This window comes from Streptomyces sp. NPDC060049 (assembly GCF_042736715.1).
GTDB lineage: Bacteria > Actinomycetota > Actinomycetes > Streptomycetales > Streptomycetaceae > Streptomyces.
Genome location: NZ_JBHWVV010000004.1, coordinates 321,591 through 346,819 on the forward strand (window position 1 = coordinate 321,591; position 25,229 = coordinate 346,819).

General features: G+C 70.4%; 17 protein-coding genes. 11 read left to right on the top strand and 6 right to left on the bottom strand.

Going from position 1 to position 25,229, the window contains the following annotated elements:
- Nucleotides 1-111 precede the first annotated feature (111 nt).
- The 3 genes from deoC to ACFWBY_RS09235 are packed head-to-tail and all read left to right on the top strand — an operon-like array spanning nucleotide 112 to nucleotide 3,408.
- Nucleotides 112-1,074 (top strand): deoxyribose-phosphate aldolase, encoded by a 963-nt coding sequence (deoC, locus tag ACFWBY_RS09225; protein ID WP_214946974.1) that lies wholly within the window; start codon nucleotides 112-114, stop codon nucleotides 1,072-1,074.
- A 5-nt stretch (nucleotides 1,075-1,079) separates the two neighbouring features.
- Nucleotides 1,080-2,516, top strand: coding sequence for an aldehyde dehydrogenase family protein (locus tag ACFWBY_RS09230; RefSeq protein WP_385340877.1), 1,437 nt, complete (start codon nucleotides 1,080-1,082; stop codon nucleotides 2,514-2,516).
- Nucleotides 2,509-3,408 (top strand): aldehyde dehydrogenase family protein, encoded by a 900-nt coding sequence (locus ACFWBY_RS09235; protein ID WP_385340875.1) that lies wholly within the window; start codon nucleotides 2,509-2,511, stop codon nucleotides 3,406-3,408. Before ACFWBY_RS09230 ends, ACFWBY_RS09235 begins: the two co-directional genes overlap by 8 nt.
- An 89-nt stretch (nucleotides 3,409-3,497) precedes the next feature.
- Here ACFWBY_RS09235 and ACFWBY_RS09240 read toward each other — a convergent pair whose 3' ends face one another.
- Entirely contained in the window at nucleotides 3,498-3,860 is a 363-nt protein-coding gene (locus ACFWBY_RS09240) for a hypothetical protein (protein ID WP_385340873.1), read from the bottom strand.
- A 53-nt stretch (nucleotides 3,861-3,913) separates the two neighbouring features.
- Here ACFWBY_RS09240 and ACFWBY_RS09245 point away from each other — a divergent pair, with 53 nt between their 5' ends.
- On the top strand, nucleotides 3,914-4,618 hold the full coding sequence (locus ACFWBY_RS09245; protein ID WP_385340911.1) for a uridine kinase: 705 nt from the start codon (nucleotides 3,914-3,916) through the stop codon (nucleotides 4,616-4,618).
- Between the two features lie 178 nt (nucleotides 4,619-4,796).
- On the opposite strand, the gene ACFWBY_RS09250 is transcribed toward ACFWBY_RS09245, so the two are convergent.
- Nucleotides 4,797-5,504 (bottom strand): SigE family RNA polymerase sigma factor, encoded by a 708-nt coding sequence (locus ACFWBY_RS09250; RefSeq protein ID WP_385340871.1) that lies wholly within the window; start codon nucleotides 5,502-5,504, stop codon nucleotides 4,797-4,799.
- A gap of 188 nt (nucleotides 5,505-5,692) precedes the next feature.
- On the opposite strand from ACFWBY_RS09250, the gene afsQ1 reads away from it, so the two are divergent.
- Genes afsQ1 through ACFWBY_RS09265 form a run of 3 tightly spaced genes read left to right on the top strand, consistent with a single transcriptional unit; the run spans nucleotide 5,693 to nucleotide 8,476 of the window.
- Entirely contained in the window at nucleotides 5,693-6,370 is a 678-nt protein-coding gene (gene afsQ1 / locus ACFWBY_RS09255; protein ID WP_204358054.1) for a response regulator transcription factor, read from the top strand.
- Nucleotides 6,367-7,851 (top strand): ATP-binding protein, encoded by a 1,485-nt coding sequence (locus ACFWBY_RS09260; RefSeq protein ID WP_385340869.1) that lies wholly within the window; start codon nucleotides 6,367-6,369, stop codon nucleotides 7,849-7,851. The genes afsQ1 and ACFWBY_RS09260 overlap by 4 nt, the downstream gene beginning before the upstream one ends.
- Nucleotides 7,838-8,476 carry a hypothetical protein gene (locus ACFWBY_RS09265; protein ID WP_385340867.1) on the top strand — a complete coding sequence of 213 codons (639 nt, stop codon included), beginning with the start codon at nucleotides 7,838-7,840 and terminating at the stop codon, nucleotides 8,474-8,476. Before ACFWBY_RS09260 ends, ACFWBY_RS09265 begins: the two co-directional genes overlap by 14 nt.
- A 94-nt stretch (nucleotides 8,477-8,570) precedes the next feature.
- Here the strand turns inward: ACFWBY_RS09265 and ACFWBY_RS09270 are convergent, their stop codons facing one another.
- From ACFWBY_RS09270 to ACFWBY_RS09280, 3 genes are all read right to left on the bottom strand, one after another.
- The gene (locus ACFWBY_RS09270; RefSeq protein WP_385340909.1) at nucleotides 8,571-10,229 is read right to left on the bottom strand and encodes a phospho-sugar mutase; all 1,659 of its coding nucleotides are present in this window, start codon (nucleotides 10,227-10,229) and stop codon (nucleotides 8,571-8,573) included.
- 38 nt (nucleotides 10,230-10,267) lie between these two features.
- The gene (locus ACFWBY_RS09275) at nucleotides 10,268-11,074 is read right to left on the bottom strand and encodes a purine-nucleoside phosphorylase (RefSeq protein WP_385340865.1); all 807 of its coding nucleotides are present in this window, start codon (nucleotides 11,072-11,074) and stop codon (nucleotides 10,268-10,270) included.
- 218 nt (nucleotides 11,075-11,292) lie between these two features.
- On the bottom strand, nucleotides 11,293-11,730 hold the full coding sequence (locus ACFWBY_RS09280; protein ID WP_385340863.1) for a gamma-glutamylcyclotransferase: 438 nt from the start codon (nucleotides 11,728-11,730) through the stop codon (nucleotides 11,293-11,295).
- A 218-nt stretch (nucleotides 11,731-11,948) separates the two neighbouring features.
- On the opposite strand from ACFWBY_RS09280, the gene ACFWBY_RS09285 reads away from it, so the two are divergent.
- The 4 genes from ACFWBY_RS09285 to ACFWBY_RS09300 all read left to right on the top strand — a co-directional run bounded on the left by ACFWBY_RS09285 (nucleotide 11,949) and on the right by ACFWBY_RS09300 (nucleotide 23,219).
- Complete coding sequence (locus ACFWBY_RS09285) at nucleotides 11,949-13,388, top strand: NAD(P)H-quinone dehydrogenase (protein WP_385340862.1); 1,440 nt, start codon at nucleotides 11,949-11,951, stop codon at nucleotides 13,386-13,388.
- 175 nt (nucleotides 13,389-13,563) lie between these two features.
- On the top strand, nucleotides 13,564-14,544 hold the full coding sequence (locus ACFWBY_RS09290) for a DeoR/GlpR family DNA-binding transcription regulator (protein WP_385340860.1): 981 nt from the start codon (nucleotides 13,564-13,566) through the stop codon (nucleotides 14,542-14,544).
- Nucleotides 14,545-15,486: 942 nt separating this feature from the next.
- Nucleotides 15,487-22,767, top strand: a complete 7,281-nt coding sequence (locus ACFWBY_RS09295) for a polymorphic toxin-type HINT domain-containing protein (RefSeq protein WP_385340859.1) — start codon at nucleotides 15,487-15,489, stop codon at nucleotides 22,765-22,767.
- On the top strand, nucleotides 22,761-23,219 hold the full coding sequence (locus tag ACFWBY_RS09300) for a hypothetical protein (RefSeq protein ID WP_385340857.1): 459 nt from the start codon (nucleotides 22,761-22,763) through the stop codon (nucleotides 23,217-23,219). Before ACFWBY_RS09295 ends, ACFWBY_RS09300 begins: the two co-directional genes overlap by 7 nt.
- 94 nt (nucleotides 23,220-23,313) lie before the next feature.
- On the opposite strand, the gene ACFWBY_RS09305 is transcribed toward ACFWBY_RS09300, so the two are convergent.
- Nucleotides 23,314-25,068, bottom strand: a complete 1,755-nt coding sequence (locus ACFWBY_RS09305; RefSeq protein WP_385340855.1) for an acetyl/propionyl/methylcrotonyl-CoA carboxylase subunit alpha — start codon at nucleotides 25,066-25,068, stop codon at nucleotides 23,314-23,316.
- Between the last annotated feature and the right edge of the window lie 161 nt (nucleotides 25,069-25,229).

Here is a 25,229-nt window from a genome sequence, read left to right on the forward strand (position 1 = left end):
TAACAGCGCTCACCAGCACCGACGCCCCCTTCCGCCCCCTGTGATTTCGGCTGATTCGAGTAGGGGGGGGTGACAGGTCGCTACGCGCGTAGATATGCTCATGTGGTGACCATGCCCACCACCCTCACCGCATTCGCTGACGTGACGACGTCCGACAGTGCGCTGCGCCGCTTCCTGCACGGGCTGCCCGGCGTCGACGCTGTCGGCCTGGAGGCCCGCGCGGCCTCCCTCGGCACCCGCTCGATCAAGACGACGGCCAAGGCGTACGCCATCGACCTCGCCATCTCGATGATCGACCTGACGACGCTGGAAGGCGCGGATACCCCGGGCAAGGTCCGGGCGCTCTCCGCCAAGGCCGTGCATCCCGATCCGACCGACCGCACCACGCCCATGACGGCCGCCGTCTGCGTGTATCCGGACATGGTGGCCACCGCCAAGGCCGCCCTGAACGGCGCCGACGTCAAGGTCGCCTCCGTCGCCACCGCCTTCCCGGCCGGCCGCGCGGCCCTGCCCGTCAAGCTCGCCGACACGGCCGACGCCGTGGCCGCCGGCGCCGACGAGATCGACATGGTCATCGACCGTGGCGCCTTCCTCGCCGGCCGCTACCTCGACACCTACGAGCTGATCCGCTCGGTCAAGGAGGCCTGCGTCCGCCCCGACGGCAGCGCGGCCCGCCTCAAGGTGATCTTCGAGACCGGCGAGCTGTCCACGTACGACAACATCCGCCGCGCCTCCTGGATCGGCATGATGGCCGGGGCCGACTTCATCAAGACGTCCACCGGCAAGGTCGGCGTCAACGCGACCCCCGCGAACACCCTCCTCATGCTCGAAGCCGTCCGCGACTTCAAGGCGCAGACTGGAATCCAGATCGGCGTGAAGCCGGCGGGCGGCATCCGGACCACCAAGGACGCGATCAAGTTCCTGGTCCTGGTCAACGAGACCGCGGGCGAGGACTGGCTGAGCAACCACTGGTTCCGCTTCGGAGCCTCCAGCCTGCTCAACGACCTGTTGATGCAGCGCCAGAAGCTGAGCACCGGCCGCTACTCCGGTCCCGACTACGTGACGGTGGACTGATCACCATGGCATCTGTATTCGAGTACGCGCCCGCCCTGGAGTCGCGTTCCGTCGTCGACATCGCCCCCTCCTACGGGCTGTTCATCGACGGCGAGTTCACCGAAGCGGCGGACGGCAAGGTCTTCAAGACCGTCTCCCCGGCCTCCGAGGAGGTCCTCGCCGAGATCGCGCAGGCCGGCGCCGCCGACGTGGACCGTGCCGTCAAGGCCGCCCGAAAGGCCTTCGAGAAGTGGTCCGCGCTGCCCGGCTCCGAGCGCGCCAAGTACCTCTTCCGCATCGCCCGGATCATCCAGGAGCGCAGCCGCGAGCTGGCCGTCCTGGAGACCCTCGACAACGGCAAGCCGATCCGGGAGACCCGCGACGCGGACCTCCCGCTCGTCGCCGCGCACTTCTTCTACTACGCGGGCTGGGCCGACAAGCTCGACCACGCCGGCTACGGCGCGAACCCGCGCCCCCTCGGTGTGGCCGCCCAGGTCATCCCGTGGAACTTCCCGCTGATGATGCTCGCGTGGAAGATCGCCCCGGCGCTCGCCACCGGCAACACGGTCGTGCTGAAGCCGGCCGAGACGACCCCGCTGTCCGCGCTCTTCTTCGCGGACATCTGCCGCCAGGCGGGCCTGCCCAAGGGCGTCGTCAACATCCTCACCGGGTACGGAGACGCGGGCGCGGCCCTCGTCGAGCACCCGGACGTGAACAAGGTCGCCTTCACCGGCTCCACCGCCGTCGGCAAGGCCATCGCGCGCCAGGTCGCCGGCACCGACAAGAAGGTGACCCTGGAGCTGGGCGGCAAGGGCGCCAACATCGTCTTCGACGACGCCCCCCTCGACCAGGCCGTCGAAGGCATCGTCAGCGGCATCTTCTTCAACCAGGGCCAGGTCTGCTGCGCGGGCTCGCGCCTCCTGGTCCAGGAATCGGTCCACGACGAGCTGATCGGCTCGCTCAAGCGCCGCCTGTCCACGCTGCGCCTCGGCGACCCGCTCGACAAGAACACCGACATCGGCGCGATCAACTCCGCCGAGCAGCTCGCCCGGATCACCGCGCTCGCGGCGACCGGCGAGGCGGAGGGCGCCGAGCGCTGGACCGCGCCGTGCGACCTGCCGTCCTCGGGCTACTGGTTCGCCCCGACGCTCTTCACGAACGTCTCCCAGGCGCACACCGTCGCCCGCGACGAGATCTTCGGCCCGGTGCTGTCCGTGCTGACCTTCCGTACGCCCGACGAGGCCGTCGCCAAGGCCAACAACAGCCAGTACGGCCTGTCCGCCGGCATCTGGACGGAGAAGGGCTCGCGCATCCTCGCGGTCGCGAACAAGCTCCGCGCCGGTGTCGTCTGGGCCAACACGTTCAACAAGTTCGACCCGACCTCGCCCTTCGGCGGCTACAAGGAGTCGGGCTTCGGGCGCGAAGGCGGCCGTCACGGCCTGGAGGGCTACCTCGATGTCTGATTCGTCGTCGACGCGTCTGAGCGTCTTCAAGACCTACAAGCTGTACGTCGGGGGCAAGTTCCCCCGCTCCGAGAGCGGCCGGGTGTACGAGGTGAGCGACTCGAAGGGCAAGTGGCTGGCGAACGCCCCGCTCGCCTCCCGCAAGGACGCCCGTGACGCGGTCGTCGCGGCACGCAAGGCCTTCGGCGGCTGGTCGGGCGCGACCGCGTACAACCGCGGCCAGGTCCTCTACCGCGTCGCCGAGATGCTGGAGGGCCGCCGCGAGCAGTTCGTCCGCGAGGTCGCCGAGGCGGAAGGCCTGTCGAAGTCCAAGGCCGCCGCAGTCGTCGACGCGGCGATCGACCGCTGGGTCTGGTACGCGGGCTGGACCGACAAGATCGGCCAGATCGTGGGCGGGGCCAACCCGGTCGCGGGCCCGTTCTTCAACCTCTCCACCCCCGAGCCGACCGGTGTCGTCACGGTCGTCGCCCCGCAGGACTCCTCGTTCCTCGGCCTGGTCTCGGTGATCGCCCCGGTGATCGCCACCGGCAACACCGCCGTCGTCATCGCCTCCGAGAAGGCGCCGCTCCCGGCGCTCTCCCTCGGCGAGGTGCTGGCCACCTCCGACCTGCCGGGCGGCGTGGTCAACATCCTGTCCGGCAAGGCCGCCGAGATGGGCCCGCACCTGGCGTCCCACCAGGACGTCAACGCGATCGACCTGGCGGGCGCCGACCCGGCGCTGGCCAAGGAGCTGGAGATCGCGGCGGCGGACAACCTCAAGCGCGTCCTGCGTCCACAGCCTGTGGACGACTGGAGCGCCGGCCCCGGTACGGCGCGCATGACGGCCTTCCTGGAGACCAAGACGGTCTGGCACCCCACCGGGTCGCTGGGCGCGGGCGGGTCCTCGTACTAGACCCCGTACGAGGCCTTGCCTTCGAAGACCGGCCCCGGCAGCGTCCCCCGCGCTGCCGGGGCCTCTTCGTGCCCCGAACGCCCCGCGCGCTACTTCACGGCGCCCGGCAGCAGCGGACCGAGCAGCGAGGACGCCGCCGCGGTGGGCAGCTCACCGATCGACGAGCCGCGGGTCAGGCTGCCCGTCACCATGCTCGTGCCCACCGAGGGGAAATCGGCGACCTTCGTGGCGATTCCGTTGTTCAGCGGGTCCACACCGGTGTTGGCCAGCGGGTTCACCTTGAGGTTCGCGATCGGATCGGCCACCCCGGCCAGGGCCGCCGGGACCGACAGCTCACCCGCCTGGGCGCCGCCGGCGGCCATCGCGAGGGCGGCGCCGGCCATCGAGAGCGTCAGGCCTGCGGTGCGCAGCGCCTTGGGGTGGGGTGCTTTGGGGGCTGCGTGACGTGCCATGGATTCCCGCCTGTGGTCGTAGTCGCGTGTGCACGCAGCGTAGTGGAGGTGTGATCCTGGATACCAACGGGCCTCCGGGTGGGTCCCCTGCGCGAGCCAATAGTTCAGACTGGTGTCTCGTGAGCTGCTCCTCTGCTGTGCCTACGCGTGTCGTTCTGCTGACCGGACCCTCGGGGTCCGGCAAGTCTTCGCTGGCGGCCCGTTCGGGGCTGCCCGTGCTGCGCCTAGACGACTTCTACAAGGAGGGCGACGACCCCTCCCTCCCCCTGGTCGAGGGCAGTGCCGACATCGACTGGGACTCCCCGCTGTCCTGGGACGCGCAGGCGGCCGTGGCCGCGATCGCACAGCTGTGCGCGACCGGCCGGACCGATGTCCCCGTCTACGACATCGCCACGTCCTCGCGGACCGGGACGGAGGCGCTGGACATCTCCCGGACGCCCCTGTTCATAGCCGAGGGGATCTTCGCTGCGGACGTTGTGGAACGGTGTCAGGAGCTGGGGCTGCTGGCGGACGCGATCTGCCTGCGCGGGCGGCCGAGCACCACCTTCCGCCGCCGCCTGGCACGCGACCTGCGCGAGGGCCGCAAGTCGGTGCTCTTCCTGCTGCGGCGGGGATGGCGGCTGATGCGCGCCGAGCGGGGCATCGTGGCCCGCCACACCGAGCTGGGCGCGCACGCTTGCGGCCGTGACGAGGCCCTCGGGCGCCTCGCCGCCGCCGCGGCCGGGCGGCACCGGGCCACCGCCGCCACCCTGAGCTAGGTCGTCTGCGCGATGCCCGGCCCGCCCGGACGTCGCCGAGCACGCCAAGAGGCGGGACCAGGCGGCACTGTGGCCGCTCGATCCCGCCTCTCGCCCCCGCGACCCCCGTCCCACCCCCGTAGGACGGGCCCCCTGGCCCTTGGTCTGTTCGTTCCGTGTGCCCGCGCCCCGGCGGGGACTACGCGACGAGGTCCTCGAAGGACTCCGCCTCGTCGCGGCCGAAGCTCAGGGCCTCGTCCTCGCGCATCCGCCGCAGCGAGCGCCAGATGCTCGACTTCACCGTGCCGACGCTGATGCCGAGGATCTCCGCGATCTCCGGGTCCGTGCGGCCCTCGTAGTAGCGCAGGACCAGCATCGTGCGCTGCGGCTCCGGGATGCGGGTGAGCGCCTGCCACAGCACCGCGCGCAGCTCCGTACCGCCCATCGCGTCCGTGTCCGAGGCCGTCTCCGGCAGCTCTTCCGTCGGGTACTCGTTCAGCTTGCGCCGGCGCCAGGCGCTGATGTGCAGGTTCGTCATGGTGCGCCGCAGGTAGCCGCCGACGGCGGCCTTGTCGGTGATGCGGTCCCAGGCGCGGTAGGTGGAGAACAGTGCGGTCTGCAGCAGGTCCTCGGCCTCGTAGCGGTCGCCCGTGAGGTGGAAGGCCGTCGCGTAGAGGGCGGCCCTGCGCTCCTGGACGTACGCCGTGAACTCGGCCTCGGCGTCACAGGACGGGTTCGCCGTGCGCTGTGCGGGAACGGAGGGGCGCTCGTAGGTCTTCGCGTCGATGGCCACCACGTGCGACGGCCGCCGGGACGGGGCCGTCGTCGTACGGACGGCCGTCCGGCGGTTCACATCGTGCAGCCGCGTGACAACCGCGCTGGTCGTGGTGCTGTGCAGCGTGTTCATCTCGCGCCCCCCGTCGTGGAGTCTGTCTGTTCCGTTGCCAGAAGACTGCCCGCCCGAGATAACCGGGGTGTCCTTCGACTGTCACAGGCCTGTCACAGGCACCCGCCGGACCTCCCGCCGGACCTCCCGCCCGGATTGGGGGTGCAGGGCGGTCGAAGTCCCGAGGGGCGATGGGACAGAATGAGCCCGTGCCCTTCCTGTTGCTCATCGAGGACGACGACGCCATCCGCACGGCCCTCGAACTCTCCCTGTCACGCCAGGGCCACCGTGTGGCCACCGCGGCGACGGGCGAGGACGGCCTGAAGCTGCTGCGCGAGCAGCGGCCGGACCTCATCGTGCTGGACGTGATGCTGCCCGGGATCGACGGCTTCGAGGTGTGCCGGCGCATCCGCCGCACCGACCAGCTGCCGATCATCCTGCTGACCGCGCGCAACGACGACATCGACGTGGTGGTCGGCCTGGAGTCGGGAGCCGACGACTACGTCGTCAAGCCCGTCCAGGGACGGGTGCTCGACGCCCGCATCCGGGCCGTGCTGCGCCGCGGCGAGCGCGAGTCCACCGACTCCGCCGTCTTCGGCTCGCTCGTCATCGACCGGTCCGCCATGACCGTGACCAAGAACGGCGAGGACCTCCAGCTCACGCCGACCGAGCTGCGGCTGCTCCTGGAGCTCAGCCGCCGGCCCGGCCAGGCGCTCTCCCGACAGCAATTGCTGAGGCTCGTCTGGGAGCACGACTACCTCGGCGACTCGCGCCTCGTCGACGCCTGCGTGCAGAGGCTGCGCGCCAAGGTCGAGGAAGTGCCCTCGTCGCCCACCCTGATCCGCACGGTCCGGGGTGTCGGCTACCGACTGGACTCCCCTCAGTGATCAAAGCCCTGTTCGCGGGCCGGCGCTGGACCAGCCTGCGGCTGCGGCTCCTCGTCGTGTTCGCGCTGGTAGCCCTGACGGCCGCGGTCTCCGCGTCCGGGATCGCGTACTGGCTCAACCGCGAGGCCGTGCTGACCCGGACCCAGGACGCCGCCCTCGGCGACTTCCGGCAGGAGATGCAGAACCGGGCCGCGGCCCTGCCCGCCGACCCGACGCAGGACGAGCTGCAGCACACCGCCGAGATGATGGCGGGCAGCAGCCCCGGTTACAGCGTGCTGCTGGTGGACGAGCTGAAGGACGGCCGCAAGGTGTCCGGCGCGGCCGGTCCCGACCCCTTCTCGCTGGCCGACGTACCGAAGTCGCTGCGGCGAGCGGTCGACGACCGGCAGAAGACGACCTCGGCCAACGACGCCGAGTACCACATGTACTGGCAGCGGACGAAGCCGAACGGCAACCCGTACCTGGTCGGCGGCACCCGGATCGTGGGCGGCGGGCCCACGGGCTACATGTTCAAGTCCCTCGCCCAGGAACGCGACGACCTCAACGCCCTGGCCTGGTCGCTGACCATCGCCACCGGACTCGCGCTGCTCGGGTCCGCGCTGCTCGCGCAGGCAGCGGCTCGTACGGTGCTCCGGCCCGTGCAGCGGCTCGGCGACGCGGCGCGGCGGCTCGGCGAGGGAGAGCTGGACCACCGGCTGGAGGTGTCGGGGACCGACGAACTCGCCGACCTGGCGCACACCTTCAACAAGACGGCGGAGGCGCTGGAGAAGAAGGTCGCCGACATGAGCGCGCGGGAGGAGTCCAGCCGGCGGTTCGTCGCGGACATGTCCCACGAACTGCGCACGCCGCTGACGGCGTTGACGGCGGTCGCCGAGGTGCTGGAGGAGGAGGTCGACGACCTCGACCCGATGATCGCACCGGCGGTGGCGCTGGTCGTCAGCGAGACCAGGCGGCTGAACGACCTGGTGGAGAACCTGATGGAGGTCACCCGCTTCGACGCGGGGACGGCCCGCCTCGTGCTGGACGACGTGGACGTCGCCGACCAGGTGACGGCCTGCATCGACGCCCGGGCGTGGCTCGACGCGGTCGAACTCGACGCGGAGCGCGGGATCGTGGCGCGGCTCGATCCCCGGCGCCTCGACGTGATCCTGGCCAATCTGATCGGCAACGCGCTCAAGCACGGCGGTTCGCCGGTACGGGTCTCCATCCGGGTGGAGGGGGAGTGGCTGGTCATGGCGGTACGGGACAACGGGCCGGGCATCCCCGAGGACGTGCTGCCGCACGTCTTCGACCGGTTCTACAAGGCGAGCGCCTCGCGGCCCAAGTCGGACGGCAGCGGTCTGGGCCTGTCCATCGCGATGGAGAACGCGCACATCCACGGCGGGGACATCACCGCGGAGAACGGGCCGGAGGGCGGCGCGCTGTTCACGCTGCGGCTGCCGGTGGACGTAGGGAAGGTGATCGCCGGTGACGAGGCGTAGCGCGGCCGTGCTGGCGGCCCTCGGCCTGCTCGTCCTGGGCACCCTGCCGGGGTGCGGGATCCGGGCGACCACCGTGCCGGTGGACGTGGGCGCGGCGCCCTCACGGGTGTCGTGCAAGAAGCCACCGGCGGCCCCGACGGGGCTGAGCGGGGTGCAGGGCATCCGGGCGACGGTGGAACTGGTCTGCGGGGCCCAGCTGGTGGGCGTCGAGCGACTGGTGCCGATCCCGGAGAAGAAGCCGTCCCGGGACGCGGTCGTGCTGGTCGTCCAGGCCCTGCTGGAGGCGCTGCAGCGGGAGCCGTCGGCGGAGGAGCGCGAGGCGGGCTTCTCGACCGACGTCCCGGCGGGGCTGACGGCGGGAGCACCGCGGCCGGGCGATCCGGCGGGGACGGTGCGGCTCAGCCGCAAGCCCGAGGACCTGCCGCCGGTGGCGCTGTCGCAGATCGTGTGCACGCTCGCGGAGAGCGACGCGGTGTCGGCGGGGCCCGGGCCGGTGGTGCTGGGCGGGCCCGACTCCGATCCGCCGAGGGCGTGGGAGTGCAGCGACGCCGTCCGCTCGCGGCCGGAGGCGGTCCCGACGCTGGGCGACGTGGTGCGGCCTTCTCCTTCCCCTTCGCCTTCCTGACGCGGATACGAAGGCGGCCCCCCGAGCCGCAGCTCAGGGGGCCGTACCGGCCGGTCCGCCCGTCAGGTCGACGGACGGTCCGGCGCCGGGAAGATCAGATGCCGGCCGCCGCAGCGAGGTCCTTCTTGATCGCGTCGAGGACTTCCTGCCCGCGGGCGCGGGCCGGGAGCAGGTCGCAGGCCTCCGCCACCGGGACGACGACCTCCAGGTAGCACTTGAGCTTCGGCTCCGTGCCGGACGGGCGGACGATCACCCGGGCCTTGTAGTCGCCCTCCAGGTAGTAGCGCAGCCCGTCCGTGGGCGGGAGCGTCGCCGTGCCCTCGTTCAGGTCCTCCGCCGAGGTGACCCGCAGGCCGGCCAGCGAGGCCGGGGGCTCCGCGCGCAGCGCCGCCATCGCCGAGGCGATGACCGACAGGTCCTCGACGCGCACCGACAGCTGGTCCGTGGCGTGCAGGCCGTGGGCCATCGCCAGGTCGTCCAGCAGGTCGGTCAGGGTCCGGCCCTGCTCCTTGAGCTCGGAGGCCAGTTCGGCGACGAGCAGGGCGGCCGTGACGCCGTCCTTGTCGCGGACGCCCTCGGGGTCCACGCAGTAGCCGAGCGCCTCCTCGTACCCGTAGCGCAGGCCCTCGACCCGGGAGATCCACTTGAAGCCGGTGAGGGTCTCCTCGTAGCCGACGCCCGCCGCCTCCGCGATCCGGCCCAGGAGGCTGGAGGAGACGATGGACTCCGCGAAGACGCCCTGCGCGCCCTTGTGCACCAGGTGGGCGGCGAGCAGCGCGCCGACCTCGTCGCCGCGCAGCATCCGCCAGCCGGTGGGGGACGCGCCGTCCGGGACGGCCACCGCGCAGCGGTCGGCGTCCGGGTCGTTCGCGATGACGATGTCCGGGTTCACGCGGGCGGCCGTCGCGAAGGAGAGGTCCATCGCGCCGGGCTCCTCCGGGTTGGGGAAGGCCACGGTCGGGAAGGACGGGTCCGGCTCCGCCTGCTCGGCCACCAGGACCGGGGCGGGGAAGCCGGCGCGGGCGAAGGCGGCGAGGACGACGTCCTTGCCGACGCCGTGCATGGCCGTGTAGACGGTCCGCACGCCCCGGGGGGAACCGGGGGTCAGGACGGCGTCCGTGCGCTCCAGGTAGGCCTCCAGGACCTCGTCGCCGAGGTCCTGCCAGCCGCCGTCCGGCCGCGGTACGTCGGCCAGCGCGGCGATCGCGTCGATCTCCGCGGCGATCCGCGCGTCCGCCGGGGAGACGATCTGCGAACCGTCGCCGAGGTAGACCTTGTAGCCGTTGTCCCGGGGAGGGTTGTGGCTCGCGGTCACCTCGACGCCGGCGACGGCGCCCAGGTGCCTTATGGCGTAGGCGAGGACGGGCGTCGGCAGCGGGCGGGGCAGGACGGCCGCGCGCAGGCCGGCGCCGATCATCACGGCGGCGGTGTCGCGGGCGAAGTCCGCGGACTTGTAGCGGGCGTCGTAACCGACGACGACGAGCCCGCCGGCGTGCCCCTGGGCCTTGAGGTAGGCCGCGAGACCGGCCGCGGCCCGGATGACCACGTTGCGGTTCATCCGCATCGGGCCCGCGCCCAGCTCGCCGCGGAGCCCGGCGGTGCCGAACTGGAGCATGCCGCGGAAGCGGTCCGCGAGCTCGGTCGTGTCACCGGCCGCGATGAGCTCGGAGAGCTCGTGTGCCGTCTCCGGGTCGGGGTCCTCGGCCAGCCAGGCCCTGGCCCGTGCGATCAGATCGTCCTGCGCGTCCTGCACGTCCTGCACTACCTCTCGTCGGTGGTCGGGTCCCTCGATCAGATCCGGGCGAGGACCTGGGTCAGGAGCTTGCCCATGCGCGCGGCCGAGTCGCGGCCGGCCTGCAGGACCTCTTCGTGGTTCAGCGGCTCGCCGGAGATGCCCGCCGCCAGGTTGGTGACCAGGGAGATGCCGAGCACCTCGGCGCCGGCCTCGCGGGCGGCGATGGCCTCCAGCACGGTGGACATGCCGACCAGGTCGGCGCCCATGACGCGGATCATGTTGATCTCGGCCGGGGTCTCGTAGTGCGGGCCGGGGAACTGCACGTAGACACCCTCTTCGAGGGTCTCGTCGATCTCCTTGCACATCGCGCGCAGGCGCGGCGAGTACAGGTCGGTGAGGTCCACGAAGTTCGCGCCGACGATCGGCGAGGCGGCCGTCAGGTTGAGGTGGTCGCTGATCAGCACGGGCTGGCCGGGCTTCATGCCCTCGCGCAGTCCGCCGCAGCCGTTGGTCAGGACGACGGTCTTGCAGCCGGCGGCGACGGCGGTGCGCACGCCGTGGGCGACGGCGGCGACGCCGCGGCCCTCGTAGTAGTGGGTCCGGCCGAGGAAGAGCAGCGCGCGCTTGTCGCCGATCTTGTACGAGCGGATCTTGCCGCCGTGGCCCTCGACTGCGGGCGGCGGGAAGCCGGGCAGGTCGGTGACCGGGAACTCGGCCTCGGGCGCACCGAGCGCCTCTGCGGCGGGGGCCCAGCCGGAGCCCATCACGAGGGCGACATCGTGGGTCTCGGCTCCGGTCAGCTCACGGAGGCGGGCGGCTGCGGCGTCGGCGGCGGCGAAGGGGTCGGTAACAGATGCGTTCACGCAGAAGAGCGTAGCCGGTGATGGCCTACGCGCGTAGATGGCGCAGCTCACGGTGTTCGGATCGTTGCCTTGTCGTTTCCGACGAATTGTCCGCGCAGGGGTGGTGGCCGCCGCGGCGCGGCCGCCGGGGGCTGCGCCCGGCCCGTCTCCCGGACCTGCGGCGACGGTCTCAGGGCTGTCCCGTGATCCCCGGCGGGCCGGGGATCACGGGACAGGCCTCAGCAGGGCCGCTTGCGCAGTTCCATCACGTAGTCGTGCGGGGCGCCCGCGGATTCCGCCGCGTCGGCCAGTTCGCCCAGGTACCGGGCGGAGGGCAGGCCGCCCTCGTAGCCGTTCAGGACGTACACCCAGGCGGCTTCCTCGCCCTCGAGCGTGTGCACGCGCACCCGCATGCGGCGGTAGATGTCGAGCCCGACGCCCTCCCACCGGTCCATGGACTCCTCGTCCAGCGGCGCGACGTCGTACAGCGCGACGAAGACCTGGTGGCGCGGAGCTTCGACGATCGTCGCCAGCGCGCCCTCCCAGCCCATCTGCTCGCCGCCGAAGGTCAGCCGCCAGTCGTTGAGCCAGCCCGTGCCGCGCAGCGGCGAATGCGGAGCGCGGCGCGTCATCAGCCGCGGGTCGAGGTTGCCGGCGTACGCGGCGTAGAGCGACATGGGGTCGAGAGTACGGGAGGGGCGGCCCGAGCCGCGTGTTCACGCCTTTCCCCGGACACGCACCGCCCTTGGCCAGGGCCGGACCCCGGATGGCGGACCGGGCGTGAAGCACCTTGATGCGTGCGGGACAATGGGGCACGGAATGCATCCCCCGGGGAGACCCCCGGAAGCCCCGGCCGGGGCGGCAGCCGGCCGGGTAGACGTGAGGCGGAGTTTTCGTGACCCGGATCGTGATCATCGGCGGCGGACCAGGTGGGTATGAGGCGGCCCTCGTGGGGGCCCAGCTCGGCGCGGAGGTGACCGTCGTCGACTGCGACGGTCTGGGAGGCGCGTCGGTGCTCACCGACTGCGTCCCGTCCAAGACCCTCATCGCGACCGCCGAGGTCATGACGACCTTCGACTCGTCGTACGAGGAACTCGGGATCGTCGTCGCGGACGACACCCCGCACATCGAGCAGGCCGCGCGCGTCGTCGGCGTGGACCTCGGCAAGGTGAACCGGCGTGTCAAGCGCCTCGCCCTCGCCCAGTCGCACGACATCACCGCCTCCGTCACCCGGGCCGGAGCCCGCGTCGTACGGGGCCGCGGCAAGCTCGGCGGCCCGCAGGGCATCGACGGCACGCGGGACGTCATCGTCACCGCCGCCGACGGCAGCGAGACGATCCTGACCGCCGACGCCGTGCTCATCGCGACCGGCGGGCACCCCCGCGAGATCCCCGACGCGATGCCCGACGGCGAGCGGATCTTGAACTGGACCCAGGTCTACGACCTCGACGAGCTCCCCGAGGAGCTCATCGTGGTCGGCTCCGGTGTGACCGGCGCCGAGTTCGCCGGCGCCTACCAGGCCCTCGGCTCCCGCGTGACGCTCGTGTCGTCCCGCGACCGGGTGCTGCCCGGCGAGGACCCCGACGCCGCCGCCGTGCTGGAGGACGTCTTCCGCCGGCGCGGCATGAACGTCATCGGACGCTCCCGCGCCGAGTCCGCCAAGCGGGTGGGTGACCGGGTCGAGGTCACCCTCTCGGACGGCCGGGTCATCACGGGAACGCACTGCCTGATGGCGGTCGGCGCGGTGCCCAACACCACCGGCATGAACCTGGAGGAGTCCGGGGTCAAGCTCAAGGAGTCTGGGCACATCTGGACCGACAAGGTCTCCCGCACCTCCTCGCCCGGCGTGTACGCGGCCGGCGACGTGACGGGGATCTTCGCGCTGGCGTCCGTGGCCGCCATGCAGGGGCGCATCGCGATGTACCACTTCCTCGGCGACGCGGTGGCCCCGCTGAACCTGAAGACGGTCTCCTCGAACGTCTTCACCGACCCCGAGATCGCCACCGTCGGCTACACCCAGTCCGACGTGGACTCCGGCAAGATCGACGCCCGGGTCGTCAAGCTCCCGCTGCTGCGCAACCCGCGCGCCAAGATGCAGGGCATCCGGGACGGCTTCGTGAAGCTGTTCTGCCGCCCCGGCACCGGGATCGTCGTCGGCGGCGTGGTCGTCTCGCCGCGCGCGAGCGAGCTCATCCATCCGATCTCGATCGCCGTCGACAACAACTTGACGGTCGAGCAGATCGCAAACGCGTTCACCGTGTACCCCTCGCTGTCGGGTTCGATCGCCGAGGTCGCCCGCCAGCTGCACACGCGGAAGGCCGCGGGCGAGGCGTAAGCACCCATAACGACCCTTGTCCGCAGGGGTTTTGAAGCTGACGGCCGGCCCGTCGCGGAGCAGGTGCGCGACGGGCCGACGACGTATACCACTAGTTGACACACGGTATGGACAACTTCGGAATTCCGGTGCAAGGAGCTGAAAGCAGACGGTCGTTGGGGTTACTGTCAGTTTCGTGTTCGCTGCAGAACGTCGCCAATTGATCCTCGAAATGGTGCGGGCCAACGGAGCGGTATCGCTCCGGGAGCTCGCCCGCGTCGTCCAGACCTCCGAAGTGACCGTACGGCGGGACGTGCGGGCACTGGAGGCAGAAGGACTCCTCGACCGCCGGCACGGCGGTGCGGTATTGCCGGGCGGTTTCACGCGGGAATCCGGCTTTCCGCAAAAGTCCCATCTCGCTACGGCGGAGAAGACCGCCATCGCCGATGTCGCGGCCGGTCTCGTCGAAGAAGGCGAGGCCATCGTCGTCGGCGCCGGCACCACGACCCAGGAGCTGGCCCGCCGGCTCGCCCGGGTGCCCGGCCTCACCGTCGTCACCAACTCCCTGCTCGTCGCCCAGGCGCTGGCCCACGCGAACCGGGTGGAGGTGGTGATGACCGGCGGAACCCTGCGGGGCTCCAACTACGCGCTGGTCGGCAGTGGTGCCGAGCAGTCCCTCCAGGGGCTGCGGGTCTCGCGGGCCTTCCTCTCCGGCAGCGGGCTGACCGCCGAGCGCGGCCTGTCCACGTCCAACATGCTCTCCGCGAGCGTGGACCGGGCGCTGGTGCAGGCGGCCGCGGAGGTGGTGGTCCTGGCCGACCACACGAAGCTCGGGACGGACACCATGTTCCAGACCGTGCCGACGGACGTGATCACGCGGCTGGTGACGGACGAGCCGCCGCCGCACGACGACCGGGCCGGTACGGAGTTGCAGGCGCTGGCGGACCAGGGCGTGCAGATCACCGTGGCGGGCGGGGCGGGTGCTGCCGGCGCCGGCGTCGGCTCCGGCTCGGGTTCCGCCTCCGGCGACGGGATGGCCGGGCGCCGTCCGCGCCGGGAGTCCCCGCTGCCGGTCCAGCGGCGGGGCGGGCCGACGGCGCAGCTCCGCAGCGCGGGGCCGTTGCACGAGCAGCAGGCGGGTGAGAGGGCCCGCGTGGCCGACATGCGGCGCCGGTAGCCCGGCCACCCCAGCCCGCACGCGAGCGGCGCCCTGCCCCGGACCTCTGCCCGGGGCAGGGCGCCGTCGGCGTTGCCCTAGGTGGCGGTGCCGCCGTGGAAGAGGTGTCGGACCCCGTCGGCGCGTACGCACCGGAGGTCGTCGGTAACGTGCCCGATCAGCGCGGGCGTAGTGCCCACGAGTCGGTGGTGCTGTTCCCGCAACGCGCGCGCGACCGTGGTGCGGATTCCCCACCCCGCGGAGCCGGCTGCCGAACTCGGAATGGAAAAGAAGCGCGAGGAGCCGCCGGAACTCGCTTCGTATTCGACGCACGCCTCATGCGTACCCGACGCATTGTCATTCCCCTCCCCGGGGAGAACGCCGCCACCGACAAGTGCGCGCGACGCCCGGCACCGGCCAGGGCCCGCCAGTCCCAGCGTCGGGTGCCGCTTCGCCGGCCGCGGCCTCTCGTCCCTCGCGACGAGGAGGTGTGAACAGCCGCCGTCCCGCGCAGTCGTCAGCGCGTCGACGCCCGGCCGGGAACGCCACTGGTCAGCGACCCCGCCGACGGGCGGGCCGCACGGCGCGAAGCCTGCTCGGCGCCGGCCGAGCCGCCACTTGAGAAGTCCCTCCCGTGCGAGCGCAGCCTTCGGTACGCATGAACGAAAAACGGCATGTCCCTCGCTCATCGAGGGGAGTTTCCATCGATTGCCCCAAGATGCGCACACCGCTCAGTGATAAAGAGCACATAAAGATGGCGGGATTGGTGTTTCCGATCGAGGAGCCACAGAATCGGCGGGCTAATGCCAAATTCCTGCCGCGCACGCGCCTAGCCGTCGCGGCAGAGCGTGGGGGGTCCACATGTCGCCGTTGTCGGCGGACAGTTTTCGCCTGCCCGGAAACAGAGGGGCGCGCGCTCAACGCGCGCGTCTCGCCGGGCGCGTCGGCATCACGGTCTCCGTGATGCTGGTCGCATCTCTCTTGCCTTCCCAGACCTGGGCCGCGCCGCCCGGCAGCCGCACCGGGGTCGACCTGCCGGGCCTGCAAGTGGACTTGAAGGCCAAGCTCGACACGATCGAGGCCGCCAAACTCGAAGGGTGGTCCGGCGATCCGGCCCAGCCGCCCGCCGATTACGAACCGTCCAAACTGAACCCGCCCGCCGCGGGAACGGTGGCCGTCGCCCTGGCCGGCGACCAACTCGTCCAAGCCGGGTCCCTCCCCGTCAGCATCGGCAAGGCCTCGCCGACCGAGAGCAACCCGACCCCGCCTGCCCCGTCGGGCACCTGGTCGGTGGCGGTCGAAGCCCGCGCCGCGACCGAAGCCGCCAACATCGACGGCGCGCTCATCACGGTCACGCCGCCCGCCGACGCCTCCACTCCGGTCGACGTCCAACTGGACTACAAGCAGTTCAAGGACCTCTACGGAACCGACTGGGCGACCCGCCTGGAGATCAAGCAGCTCCCCGAGTGCTTCCTGACCACTCCGCTGCTCCCGGAGTGCAATACGACTAAGACGGTGCCCAGTACCAACGACCCGGCGACGGGCACCGTCCGTGCGACGGTCGACCCGGCGACCACTCCGGGCCTGGGCATGCGCACGATGGCCCTCGGGGGCGGCGGGCCGATGGTCCTCGCCGCCTCCGACTCCGGTTCGGGCCCGGGTGGAACGTACAGCGCGACCCCGCTCGCGCCCTCCGGAAGCTGGTCCGCAGGCGGCAACAGCGGCGACTTCTCGTGGACCTACCCGCTCGGCATCCCCGAAGCTCCCGCCGGGCCCGCTCCGAAGCTGGCCTTCACCTACTCGTCGCAGTCCGTCGACGGGAAGACGTCCGTGGCCAACAGCCAGGCCTCATGGATCGGTGACGGCTGGGGCTACGAACCCGGCTACATCGAGCGCCGCTACCGCACTTGCTCGGCCGACCTGAAGGCCGTGCCGAGCAAGCCGAACAACGACAACACCACGGACAAGAAGAAGGGCGACCTCTGCTGGGCCGGCGACAACATGGTGATGTCGCTCGGCGGCAGCACCACCGAGCTGGTCCGTGACGCCACCTCCGGCCAGTGGGTTCCCGCATCCGACGACGGGTCCAAGGTCGAGCGCAAGACGGATGCCACCGTCGTCAACGGCGCGAAGGACGGCGAGTACTGGGTCGTCACCACCCATGACGGCACCCGGTACTTCTTCGGCCGCCACGACGTGGACGGCGCCGGCGCCCGCGCGGTGACCGACTCGGTCTTCACCGTCCCGGTCTTCGGCAACCACTCGGGTGAGCCCTGCCACCAGACCGCGTTCGCGGACTCCTCCTGCACCCAGGGCTGGCGCTGGAACCTCGACTACGTCGAGGACCTCCACGGCAACGCGATGATCGTCGACTGGAAGAAGGAGACCAACCACTACGCCAAGAACGAGAAGTTCCAGGCGAAGGTCCCCTACACCCGCGGCGGCTACCCGAGCCAGATCACCTACGGCCTGCGCGCGAGCAACCTCTCCGGTGCCCCGGCGGCCAAGGTCGAGTTCACCATCGACGAGCGCTGCATCAAGGAGGGCTCCGCGAAGTGCACGGACACTGAGTTCGAGTCGAAGAACTACGGTGACAAGCAGCCCTGGTGGGACACCCCGGCGGCCCTGCACTGCAAGGTCGACGCCAAGGACTGCTTCACTACCTCGCCGAGCTTCTGGACCCGCAAGCGCCTGACGGCGGTCACCACCTGGGGCCAGCGAACCGAGGGCTCCACGGCTCTCTCCATGGTGGACCGCTGGAGCCTCACCCAGTCGTTCCCCAAGCAGCGCACCGACACCCACCCGCCCCTGTGGCTGGAGTCCGTCACGCGCACCGGCTACGGCACCCAGAAGGACGAAGCGGGCAACCAGCGGAGCATCACGTTGCCGCCGACGACGTTCCAGGCCAACGTCCAGGACATGCCCAACCGGGTCGCCACCGGCCCCAACGACGCCACCCCGGATTTCGACCGCCTCCGTGTGGAGACCATCCGCACCGAGGTCGGCGGCGACGTCTACGTGGACTACTCCGACCCGTGCGCGGTCGGCACCGCGCACCCCAAGCCGGAGGAGAACACCACTCGCTGCTTCCCCGTCCACTGGTCGCCCGACACCGAGTTGGAGACGCCCCCGCTGGCCTGGTTCAACAAGTACGTCGTCGAGCGCGTGGTCGAGAAGGACCGGGTGGCCCGCCAGCCCGACGTGGTCACCAGCTACACCTACGAGGGCGCCCCGGCCTGGGCCAAGGACACCGACGAGTTCACCAAGCCCGAACTGCGCACGTACGGACAGTGGCGCGGCTACGCGTCGGTGCTCACCAAGGGCGGCGTGACGGCCAACACGGGCAAGAGCGACGCGACGGTCCAGTCCCAGACCCGAACCCGCTTCTTCCGCGGCATGTCCGGCGACGCGGGACGTCCGAAGATCACGGTCCAGGACTCCACCGGCAAGGAGACGCTCGGCGAGGACCTGCCGCAGTACCAGGGCAGCGCCGCGGAGGCCATCACCTACACCCAGGCCGGCGGCAGCGTCGACAAGCGCGTCCTGACCTGGCCCTGGAGCCAGAAGACCGCCACCCGGCCCCGGGACGGCACCACCCCGCTTGAGGCGTACCGGAGCAACGTGTCCCGTACGGACACCATCCAGTCCGTCAGCGGTGGCGCCTTCCGCGTGGCCAGGTCCCTGAACACCTTCGAGGCCGCTTACGGTCTCCTCCAGTCGGCCCAGACCGAGACCCGGGCCGAGGACGGCGCCGGCGGTTCGGTCGTCGCCGACCAGAGCTGCACGGTCACGACCTACGTGCACAATGCGGCCAAGCACCTGATCGGCCTTCCCCAGCGGGTACGGGCCACCGCGGGTGACTGCGCCCAGGCGGGCACCGCCGCGACGCTCTCCGACCTGCGCACCTCGTACGACGTGCTCAACGCGTTCGGGACCGCCCCGGTGAAGGGCCTGCCCGTCCAGGTCGAGAGCAATGACGCGGCCGGTACCGGCTGGACGCCCACCGCGCGCTCCGAGTACGACGCGCTCGGCCGGAACGTCAAGGTGTACGACCCGGCCGGCAACCCGACCAGCACCGTGTTCACCCCGGCCACGGGCGTCCCGTTCAGCACGAAGACGACCAACCCCGCCGGGCACACGAACACCGTCAGGGCCGATCCGGGCCGCGGCACCGTTCTGGAGACCACGGACACCAACAGCCGCAAGACCACTCTGGCTTACGACGGCCTGGGCAGGACCACGGCCGTCTGGACGTCCTCGCAGAAGGTCACCGACCCCGCCTCGCAGACGTTCGACTACCAGATCGCGGAGCAGCAGACCCCGGTCGTCACCAGCCGGACCCTGCGGGACAACGGCACCTACGCCACCTCGGTGACCATCTACGACGGCCGCCTGCGACCGCGCCAGACCCAGGCGGACGCCCTGGGCGGTGGACGTCTGATCACCGACTCCCTCTACAACCAGAACGGCACGGTCAGCCAGACCAACAACGGCTACTACGCGGAGGGCAAGCCGGACAACAAGATCTTCGTCCCCGAGACCGTCTTCCACGTTCCGAACTCCACGAAGACGGCCTACGACGGTGTCGGCCGCCCGGTCCGTGTGACGACCCTTTACGCCGACGTGGCGCAGTACTCCAACACGAGCCGGTACGAGGGCGACTGGACGCTCACCCGTACCGGCATGTCGGCCGACGGCACCGCGCCGCTGCCGGGCAGCCGTGCGGTCAAGACCTGGACCGACGCGTCCGGCCGGCCCTCGCTGGTCCAGGACTACACGGCCACCGACCTGACGACCTGGAAGGACACTGCCTACGGCTACGACCAGCGCGGCAAGCTGACGAAGGTCACCGATCCGGCCGGGAACAAGTGGGCCTACGCCTACGACGCCCGCGGCCGGACGACTGCGGTCGACGACCCCGACACGGGAAGGTCGACCTACACGTACAACAACCTCGACCAGAAGGTCTCCGTCACCGATTCCGCCGGGCGTGCGCAGTTCACGACGTACGACGCGCTGGGCCGCACGACCGAGCTGCGCGACAACGCGGCGGACGGCCCCCTGGTGGCCTCCTGGACGTTCGACTCCCTGACCGGCGCCAAGGGACTGCCCGTGGCGTCCACCCGCTACGAGGGTGCGGTGGAGTACAAGAGCGAGGTCACCGGCTACGACGCCGAGTACCGTCCCACCGGTAGCAAGATCACCATTCCCGACGTGCCCGCCACGAAGGGGCTGGCCGGTACCTACGCCTACAGCACGACCTACACCCCGCGGGGCAAGGTCCAGTCGACGACGGTTCCCGCAACGCCGGGCGGTCTGGCAGCCGAGAAGCTGATCACGCGCTACGACGCGGACGGCATGCCCAAGACCTTCTCGGGCCTCTCCTGGTACACGGCCGACATCGTCTACAGCCCGTACGGCGAGGTACTGCGGACGGCCTCCGGCAACGCACCGAACCGGGTGTGGACCACCAATCTGTACGACCGCAACTCGGGCCGTGTCCAGCAGTCGATCAGCGACCGCCAGACCGCCAACCCGAACCGGATCTCGGCCCTCTCCTACACCTACGACACGGTCGGCAACCCGACCTCCATCACGGACACCCAGACCGGCGGCCGGGTCGACCGCCAGTGCTTCGCGTACGACGCGGTCGGGCAGCTGAGCAAGGCCTGGACGGGCAAGAGCGCGAACTGCCCCGCTCCGAGCCTGACCGAGGTCACCCCCGGCCCGGACGGTGACGGCTACTGGCAGGAATACCAGTTCGACCTGATCGGCAACCGCACCAAGCTCGTCGACCACGACCTCACCAACGCGGCCCTGGACGACGAGACCAAGTACACCTACGGCGTCAAGGTCGCGGCCAACGGCACCCAGCCGCCCACGACCATCCAGCCCCACGCGCTCTCCAAGGCCGAGAAGACCCTCAAGACGGCAAACTCGACGGTCAACTCGCTCGCGACCTACGAGTACGACGCCTCCGGCAACACCAAGAGCCGCAAGATCGACGGTGACATCCAGAACCTGACCTGGAACCGACGCAACCAGCTCACCACGGCGAGCAGCCCCGGTATCGGCGCGGTCTCGGTCAGCGGCATGGCGGGCAAGTGCCTGGACGTCCAGTCGGGTTCCACCGCCGACGGCACGCCCGTCCAGCTGCACCCGTGCAACGAGACCAAGGCGCAGCAGTGGAAGCTGAGCGGTGACACGGTACGGGCCCTGGGCAAGTGCCTGACGGCCGACGGCCTGTACGCCCGCCTCGCGACGTGTGACGGGAGCGCCAAGCAGGCGTTCACGTACCGTCCCGCCGACAAGACGCTGTACAACGCGGCGGCGAACGCCTGCGTCACCGTTCCCAACGACAACCCCGCGGACGGCAACGACCTCCACGTCTACGCCTGCGCCGCGGGCGGCGCCCCGGCCCAGCAGTGGAGCTTCGACAACACCACCACCTCCCTCTACGACGCGGCCGGCAACCGCCTGATCGAGGAAACCGGAAGCTCCCGGACCCTGTACCTCGGTGAAGCCGAGATCACCGTCGACAAGTCCGGCCGGGCCATCGACGCGGTCCGCCACTACGGCGGCCCCGGAGCCACCACCGTCCGGACCACGTACGGCAAGCCGACCGGCCACAAGCTCAACGTCCTGCTGGCCGACCACCACAACACGGCCACCGCCTCCGTCGAGCAGTCCGCCGGACAACAGGTCACCCGGCGCAAGACCGACCCGTACGGCAACACCCGGGGCGCCGTGGTGAACGGCTGGCCCGGCAGCCGGGGCTTCCTCGGCACGGGCGTCGACGACTCCTCGACCGGCCTGACCCACATCGGGGCCCGTGAGTACGACCCCGTCACGGGTCGCTTCCTGTCGGTGGACCCGCTCATCGACCTCACCGACCCGCTCCAGATGAACGGCTACACGTACGCCAACGGCAATCCCGTCACCAACTGGGACCCGACGGGCATGGCACTCGAAGAGTGCATGAGCGGCATGTACGTGTGCACCAACCGGGGTACCCAGCCCGTCAGCAAGGGCAGGCGGTACGACGAGATCGTCTCGCAGGCCCTGGCCACCCAGCGGCAGCAGTCCATCAACCGCCAATACGCCCAGCACTACGGTTCCGGTGTGGTCGGGCAGGCGCAGCAGTCCTACGACCGCGCCGTGGACATGTTCACCGAGGGTCAGAAGTACGTCCGCAACACCAGCAACACTTCCAAGGAAGAGTTGCACAAGATGCAGGTCAAGTACGACCCGACCGCTCACAGCGTCCCCAAGCAGGTCGCGTACAAGATGTGGATGTACGGGGCTTCCGTCGAGGAAGTCGAGTACTTCAGCGAGCACTATTGCGACTTCGTGACGTGCAGCACCTGGGACGAGGCGGCGGTCTCCGGCAAGGGAATCGATAGCCCCCTCTACGAACCCAATGAATCCGAACTCGTGGGGGAGGAGATAGCCAAGGGGCTCGGGTACGCCGCAGGGCGCGCGGGGATAAAGCCCGGGGGCAAGGAAAGGCCGCAGTTCTGCGCGACGAACAGCTTCGTCGCCGGAACCGAAGTCCTCATGGCCGACGGTTCCACGAAGCCGATCGAGGAACTCGAACCCGAGGACCGCATCCTCGCGACGGATCCCGAATCGGGTGAGACCGCGGCGAAATCCGTCACCGCCACCATCCTCACCGAAGACGACAAGACGTACGTACACATCTCCGTCTCCACTCCTGACGGCATGCGCGGCATCACCACCACGGGCCACCACCCGTTCTGGTCGGAATCCGATCAGGCCTGGCTCGACGCCGACCAGCTGAAGCCGGGCACCGCGCTCCGCACGGACGAGGGCGCGGCCGTCACGGTCGCCGGCACGCACGTCTACCAGGCGACCGACAAGACGTACAACCTGACCGTCGCAGACCTCCACACGTACTATGTGCTGGCAGGTGCCACGCCGGTACTCGTGCACAATGCCGGTGGCGGCGAGGATGATTACAACCAGGCGATGAACAAGGCGCTGGCATGGCTTGAGGCGCGCGGGTTCAATGCCGAAAAGCCGACGATCGGCAAGTTCGGCACGATCAAGGGCCAGCCCATCGGAATGCAGACCAATGACGGCAAGACGGGCTTCCGGATTGAGTTCGACGAGCGCAGTGGCGCCCACATCAACGTATGGAGCGGGAAAGAAAAGGGTCCGCACTATGAGTTCAAAGCGACCGAGTCGACCGTGACGAGGATCCAGAGCCGGTTTGGATGCTGATGATGACTGACAATTACTGGGCGTCCTTGTACGGGGCCCCGCCGCTCGAAGGCCTGGAGCGCTGCGATGCTTCGGTCGTCTTCGACTGGCTGGAGCTTCGGTTTCCGGTCGCGGGATCGAAAATCGACTGGTCCCGCGCGCAAGGACGGCATGCGCACTGGAGTGTTCCCGATGACGTGCAGCTTGCCGAGATGACGGCGAGGGAAATCGCTCTGCGCACTCTCCCGGGCTCGACGGTCGAGCATGTCGGAGACGGACTCTCCCCCTACGGGGTGCGTTTTTCCGAGGCCGTCTGCGCCCCGGTCGTCGCCGAACTGCTCGACATCCCCGAGCACCACTATTTCCTCGCCGCGGACAGGTCGTGGATCGTGGTCGTCACCACCGAGGGGGACCTCGACGTGGTCGATCAGCTTCCGTTCGAGAAGGAGCAGCTCGAACCTGCTGATCGCTGACCCGCCGAGCGGTCGTTCGCGCACGACGTAAAAGACGGCCCGTACACCCCGGAAGGGGCGTACGGGCCGTCTTCGTGTCGCGGGTGCCGCGGGATCAGTCCTTGATCTCGCAGATGGCCGCGCCGGACGTCAGGGAAGCCCCGACCTCCGCCGACAGGCCCACGATCGTGCCCGAGCGGTGCGCGTTCAGCGGCTGTTCCATCTTCATCGCCTCGAGGACGACGATCAGGTCGCCCTCGTTGACCTGCTGGCCCTCCTCGACCGCGACCTTGACGATCGTGCCCTGCATGGGCGAGGCCAGCGTGTCGCCGGAGGCGGCCGGGCCGGACTTCTTCGCCGCGCGGCGCTTGGGCTTCGCGCCGCCGGCCGCGGCGGTGCGGGCCAGGGTCATGCCCAGCGAGGACGGGAGGGAGACCTCCAGGCGCTTGCCGCCGACCTCGACGACCACGGTCTCGCGGCCCGGCTCGTCCTCGGTGTCGTCCACGGCGGGAACCACGAACGCCGGGATCTCGTTGACGAACTCGGTCTCGATCCAGCGGGTGTGGATCGTGAACGGGTCGGAGGTGAAGGCCGGGTCGGCGACGACCGCGCGGTGGAAGGGGATGGCCGTGGCCATGCCCTCCACGTCGAACTCGGCGAGCGCGCGTGCCGCCCGCTGCAGGGCCTGCTCGCGCGTGGCACCCGTGACGATGAGCTTGGCGAGCAGGGAGTCCCACGCGGGGCCGATGACCGAGCCGGCCTCGACGCCCGCGTCGAGGCGGACGCCCGGGCCGGTCGGGGCGGCGAACTTGGTGACGGTGCCCGGAGCCGGCAGGAAGCCGCGGCCCGGGTCCTCGCCGTTGATGCGGAACTCGAAGGAGTGGCCGCGCAGGACCGGGTCCCCGTAGCCGAGCTCCTCGCCGTCGGCGATGCGGAACATCTCGCGCACCAGGTCGATGCCCGCGACCTCTTCGGTCACCGGGTGCTCGACCTGCAGGCGGGTGTTGACCTCCAGGAAGGAGATGAGGCCGTCGGCGGAGACGAGGAACTCGACGGTTCCCGCTCCGACGTAGCCGGCTTCCTTGAGGATCGCCTTGGAGGCGGCGTACAGCTCCGCGTTCTGAGCGTCGCTCAGGAACGGTGCGGGGGCCTCCTCCACCAGCTTCTGGTGGCGGCGCTGCAGCGAGCAGTCGCGGGTGGAGACGACGACCACGTTGCCGTGGGAGTCGGCCAGGCACTGGGTTTCCACGTGCCGCGGCTTGTCGAGGTACTGCTCGACGAAGCACTCGCCGCGGCCGAAGGCGGCGACGGCCTCGCGCACGGCGGAGTCGTACAGCTCCGGAACCTCTTCGAGGTTCCGGGCGACCTTCAGGCCGCGGCCGCCGCCGCCGAAGGCGGCCTTGATCGCGATCGGCAGGCCGTGCTCCTTGGCGAAGGCGACGACCTCGTCCGACCCGGAGACCGGGTCGGCCGTGCCGGCCACGAGCGGCGCGCCGGCGCGCAGCGCGATGTGGCGGGCGGCGACCTTGTCGCCGAGGTCGCGGATGGCCTGCGGCGGCGGGCCGATCCAGATCAGGCCCGCGTCGATGACGGCCTGCGCGAAGTCGGCGTTCTCGGAGAGGAAGCCGTATCCGGGATGGATGGCGTCCGCACCGGAATCGGCTGCGGCCTGCAGGATCTTGGAGATGTCCAAGTAGCTGGCGGCCGGGGTGTCACCGCCCAACGCGAAAGCTTCGTCGGCCGCGCGGACGTGCAGAGCGTCCCGGTCCGGATCGGCGTATACGGCTACGCTCCCGATCCCGGCATCCCGGCAGGCCCGAGCAACGCGGACTGCGATTTCGCCACGGTTGGCGATGAGCACCTTGCGCACGATGGCTCCCTCCTTGAAACAAGCTGAGTTTAGGGACAGCCCACACGGCCTTTCGACCCTTCCCCAGAGGTGACCTTGCCCACACACAGTGTGATTCGAGTCTGACTGGAGTCGAGAAAACCCATGCGGCGCCCCAAGTCAGGGGGATCCCCGACTGCACA

Coding starts and splice junctions, on each gene's coding strand:
- deoC (WP_214946974.1), top strand. CDS start 112: ATGCCCACCACCCTCACCGCATTCGCTGACGTGACGACGTCCGACAGT.
- ACFWBY_RS09230 (WP_385340877.1), top strand. CDS start 1,080: ATGGCATCTGTATTCGAGTACGCGCCCGCCCTGGAGTCGCGTTCCGTC.
- ACFWBY_RS09235 (WP_385340875.1), top strand. CDS start 2,509: ATGTCTGATTCGTCGTCGACGCGTCTGAGCGTCTTCAAGACCTACAAG.
- ACFWBY_RS09240 (WP_385340873.1), bottom strand. CDS start 3,860: ATGGCACGTCACGCAGCCCCCAAAGCACCCCACCCCAAGGCGCTGCGC.
- ACFWBY_RS09250 (WP_385340871.1), bottom strand. CDS start 5,504: ATGAACACGCTGCACAGCACCACGACCAGCGCGGTTGTCACGCGGCTG.
- ACFWBY_RS09280 (WP_385340863.1), bottom strand. CDS start 11,730: ATGTCGCTCTACGCCGCGTACGCCGGCAACCTCGACCCGCGGCTGATG.
- ACFWBY_RS09295 (WP_385340859.1), top strand. CDS start 15,487: ATGCTGGTCGCATCTCTCTTGCCTTCCCAGACCTGGGCCGCGCCGCCC.
- ACFWBY_RS09300 (WP_385340857.1), top strand. CDS start 22,761: ATGCTGATGATGACTGACAATTACTGGGCGTCCTTGTACGGGGCCCCG.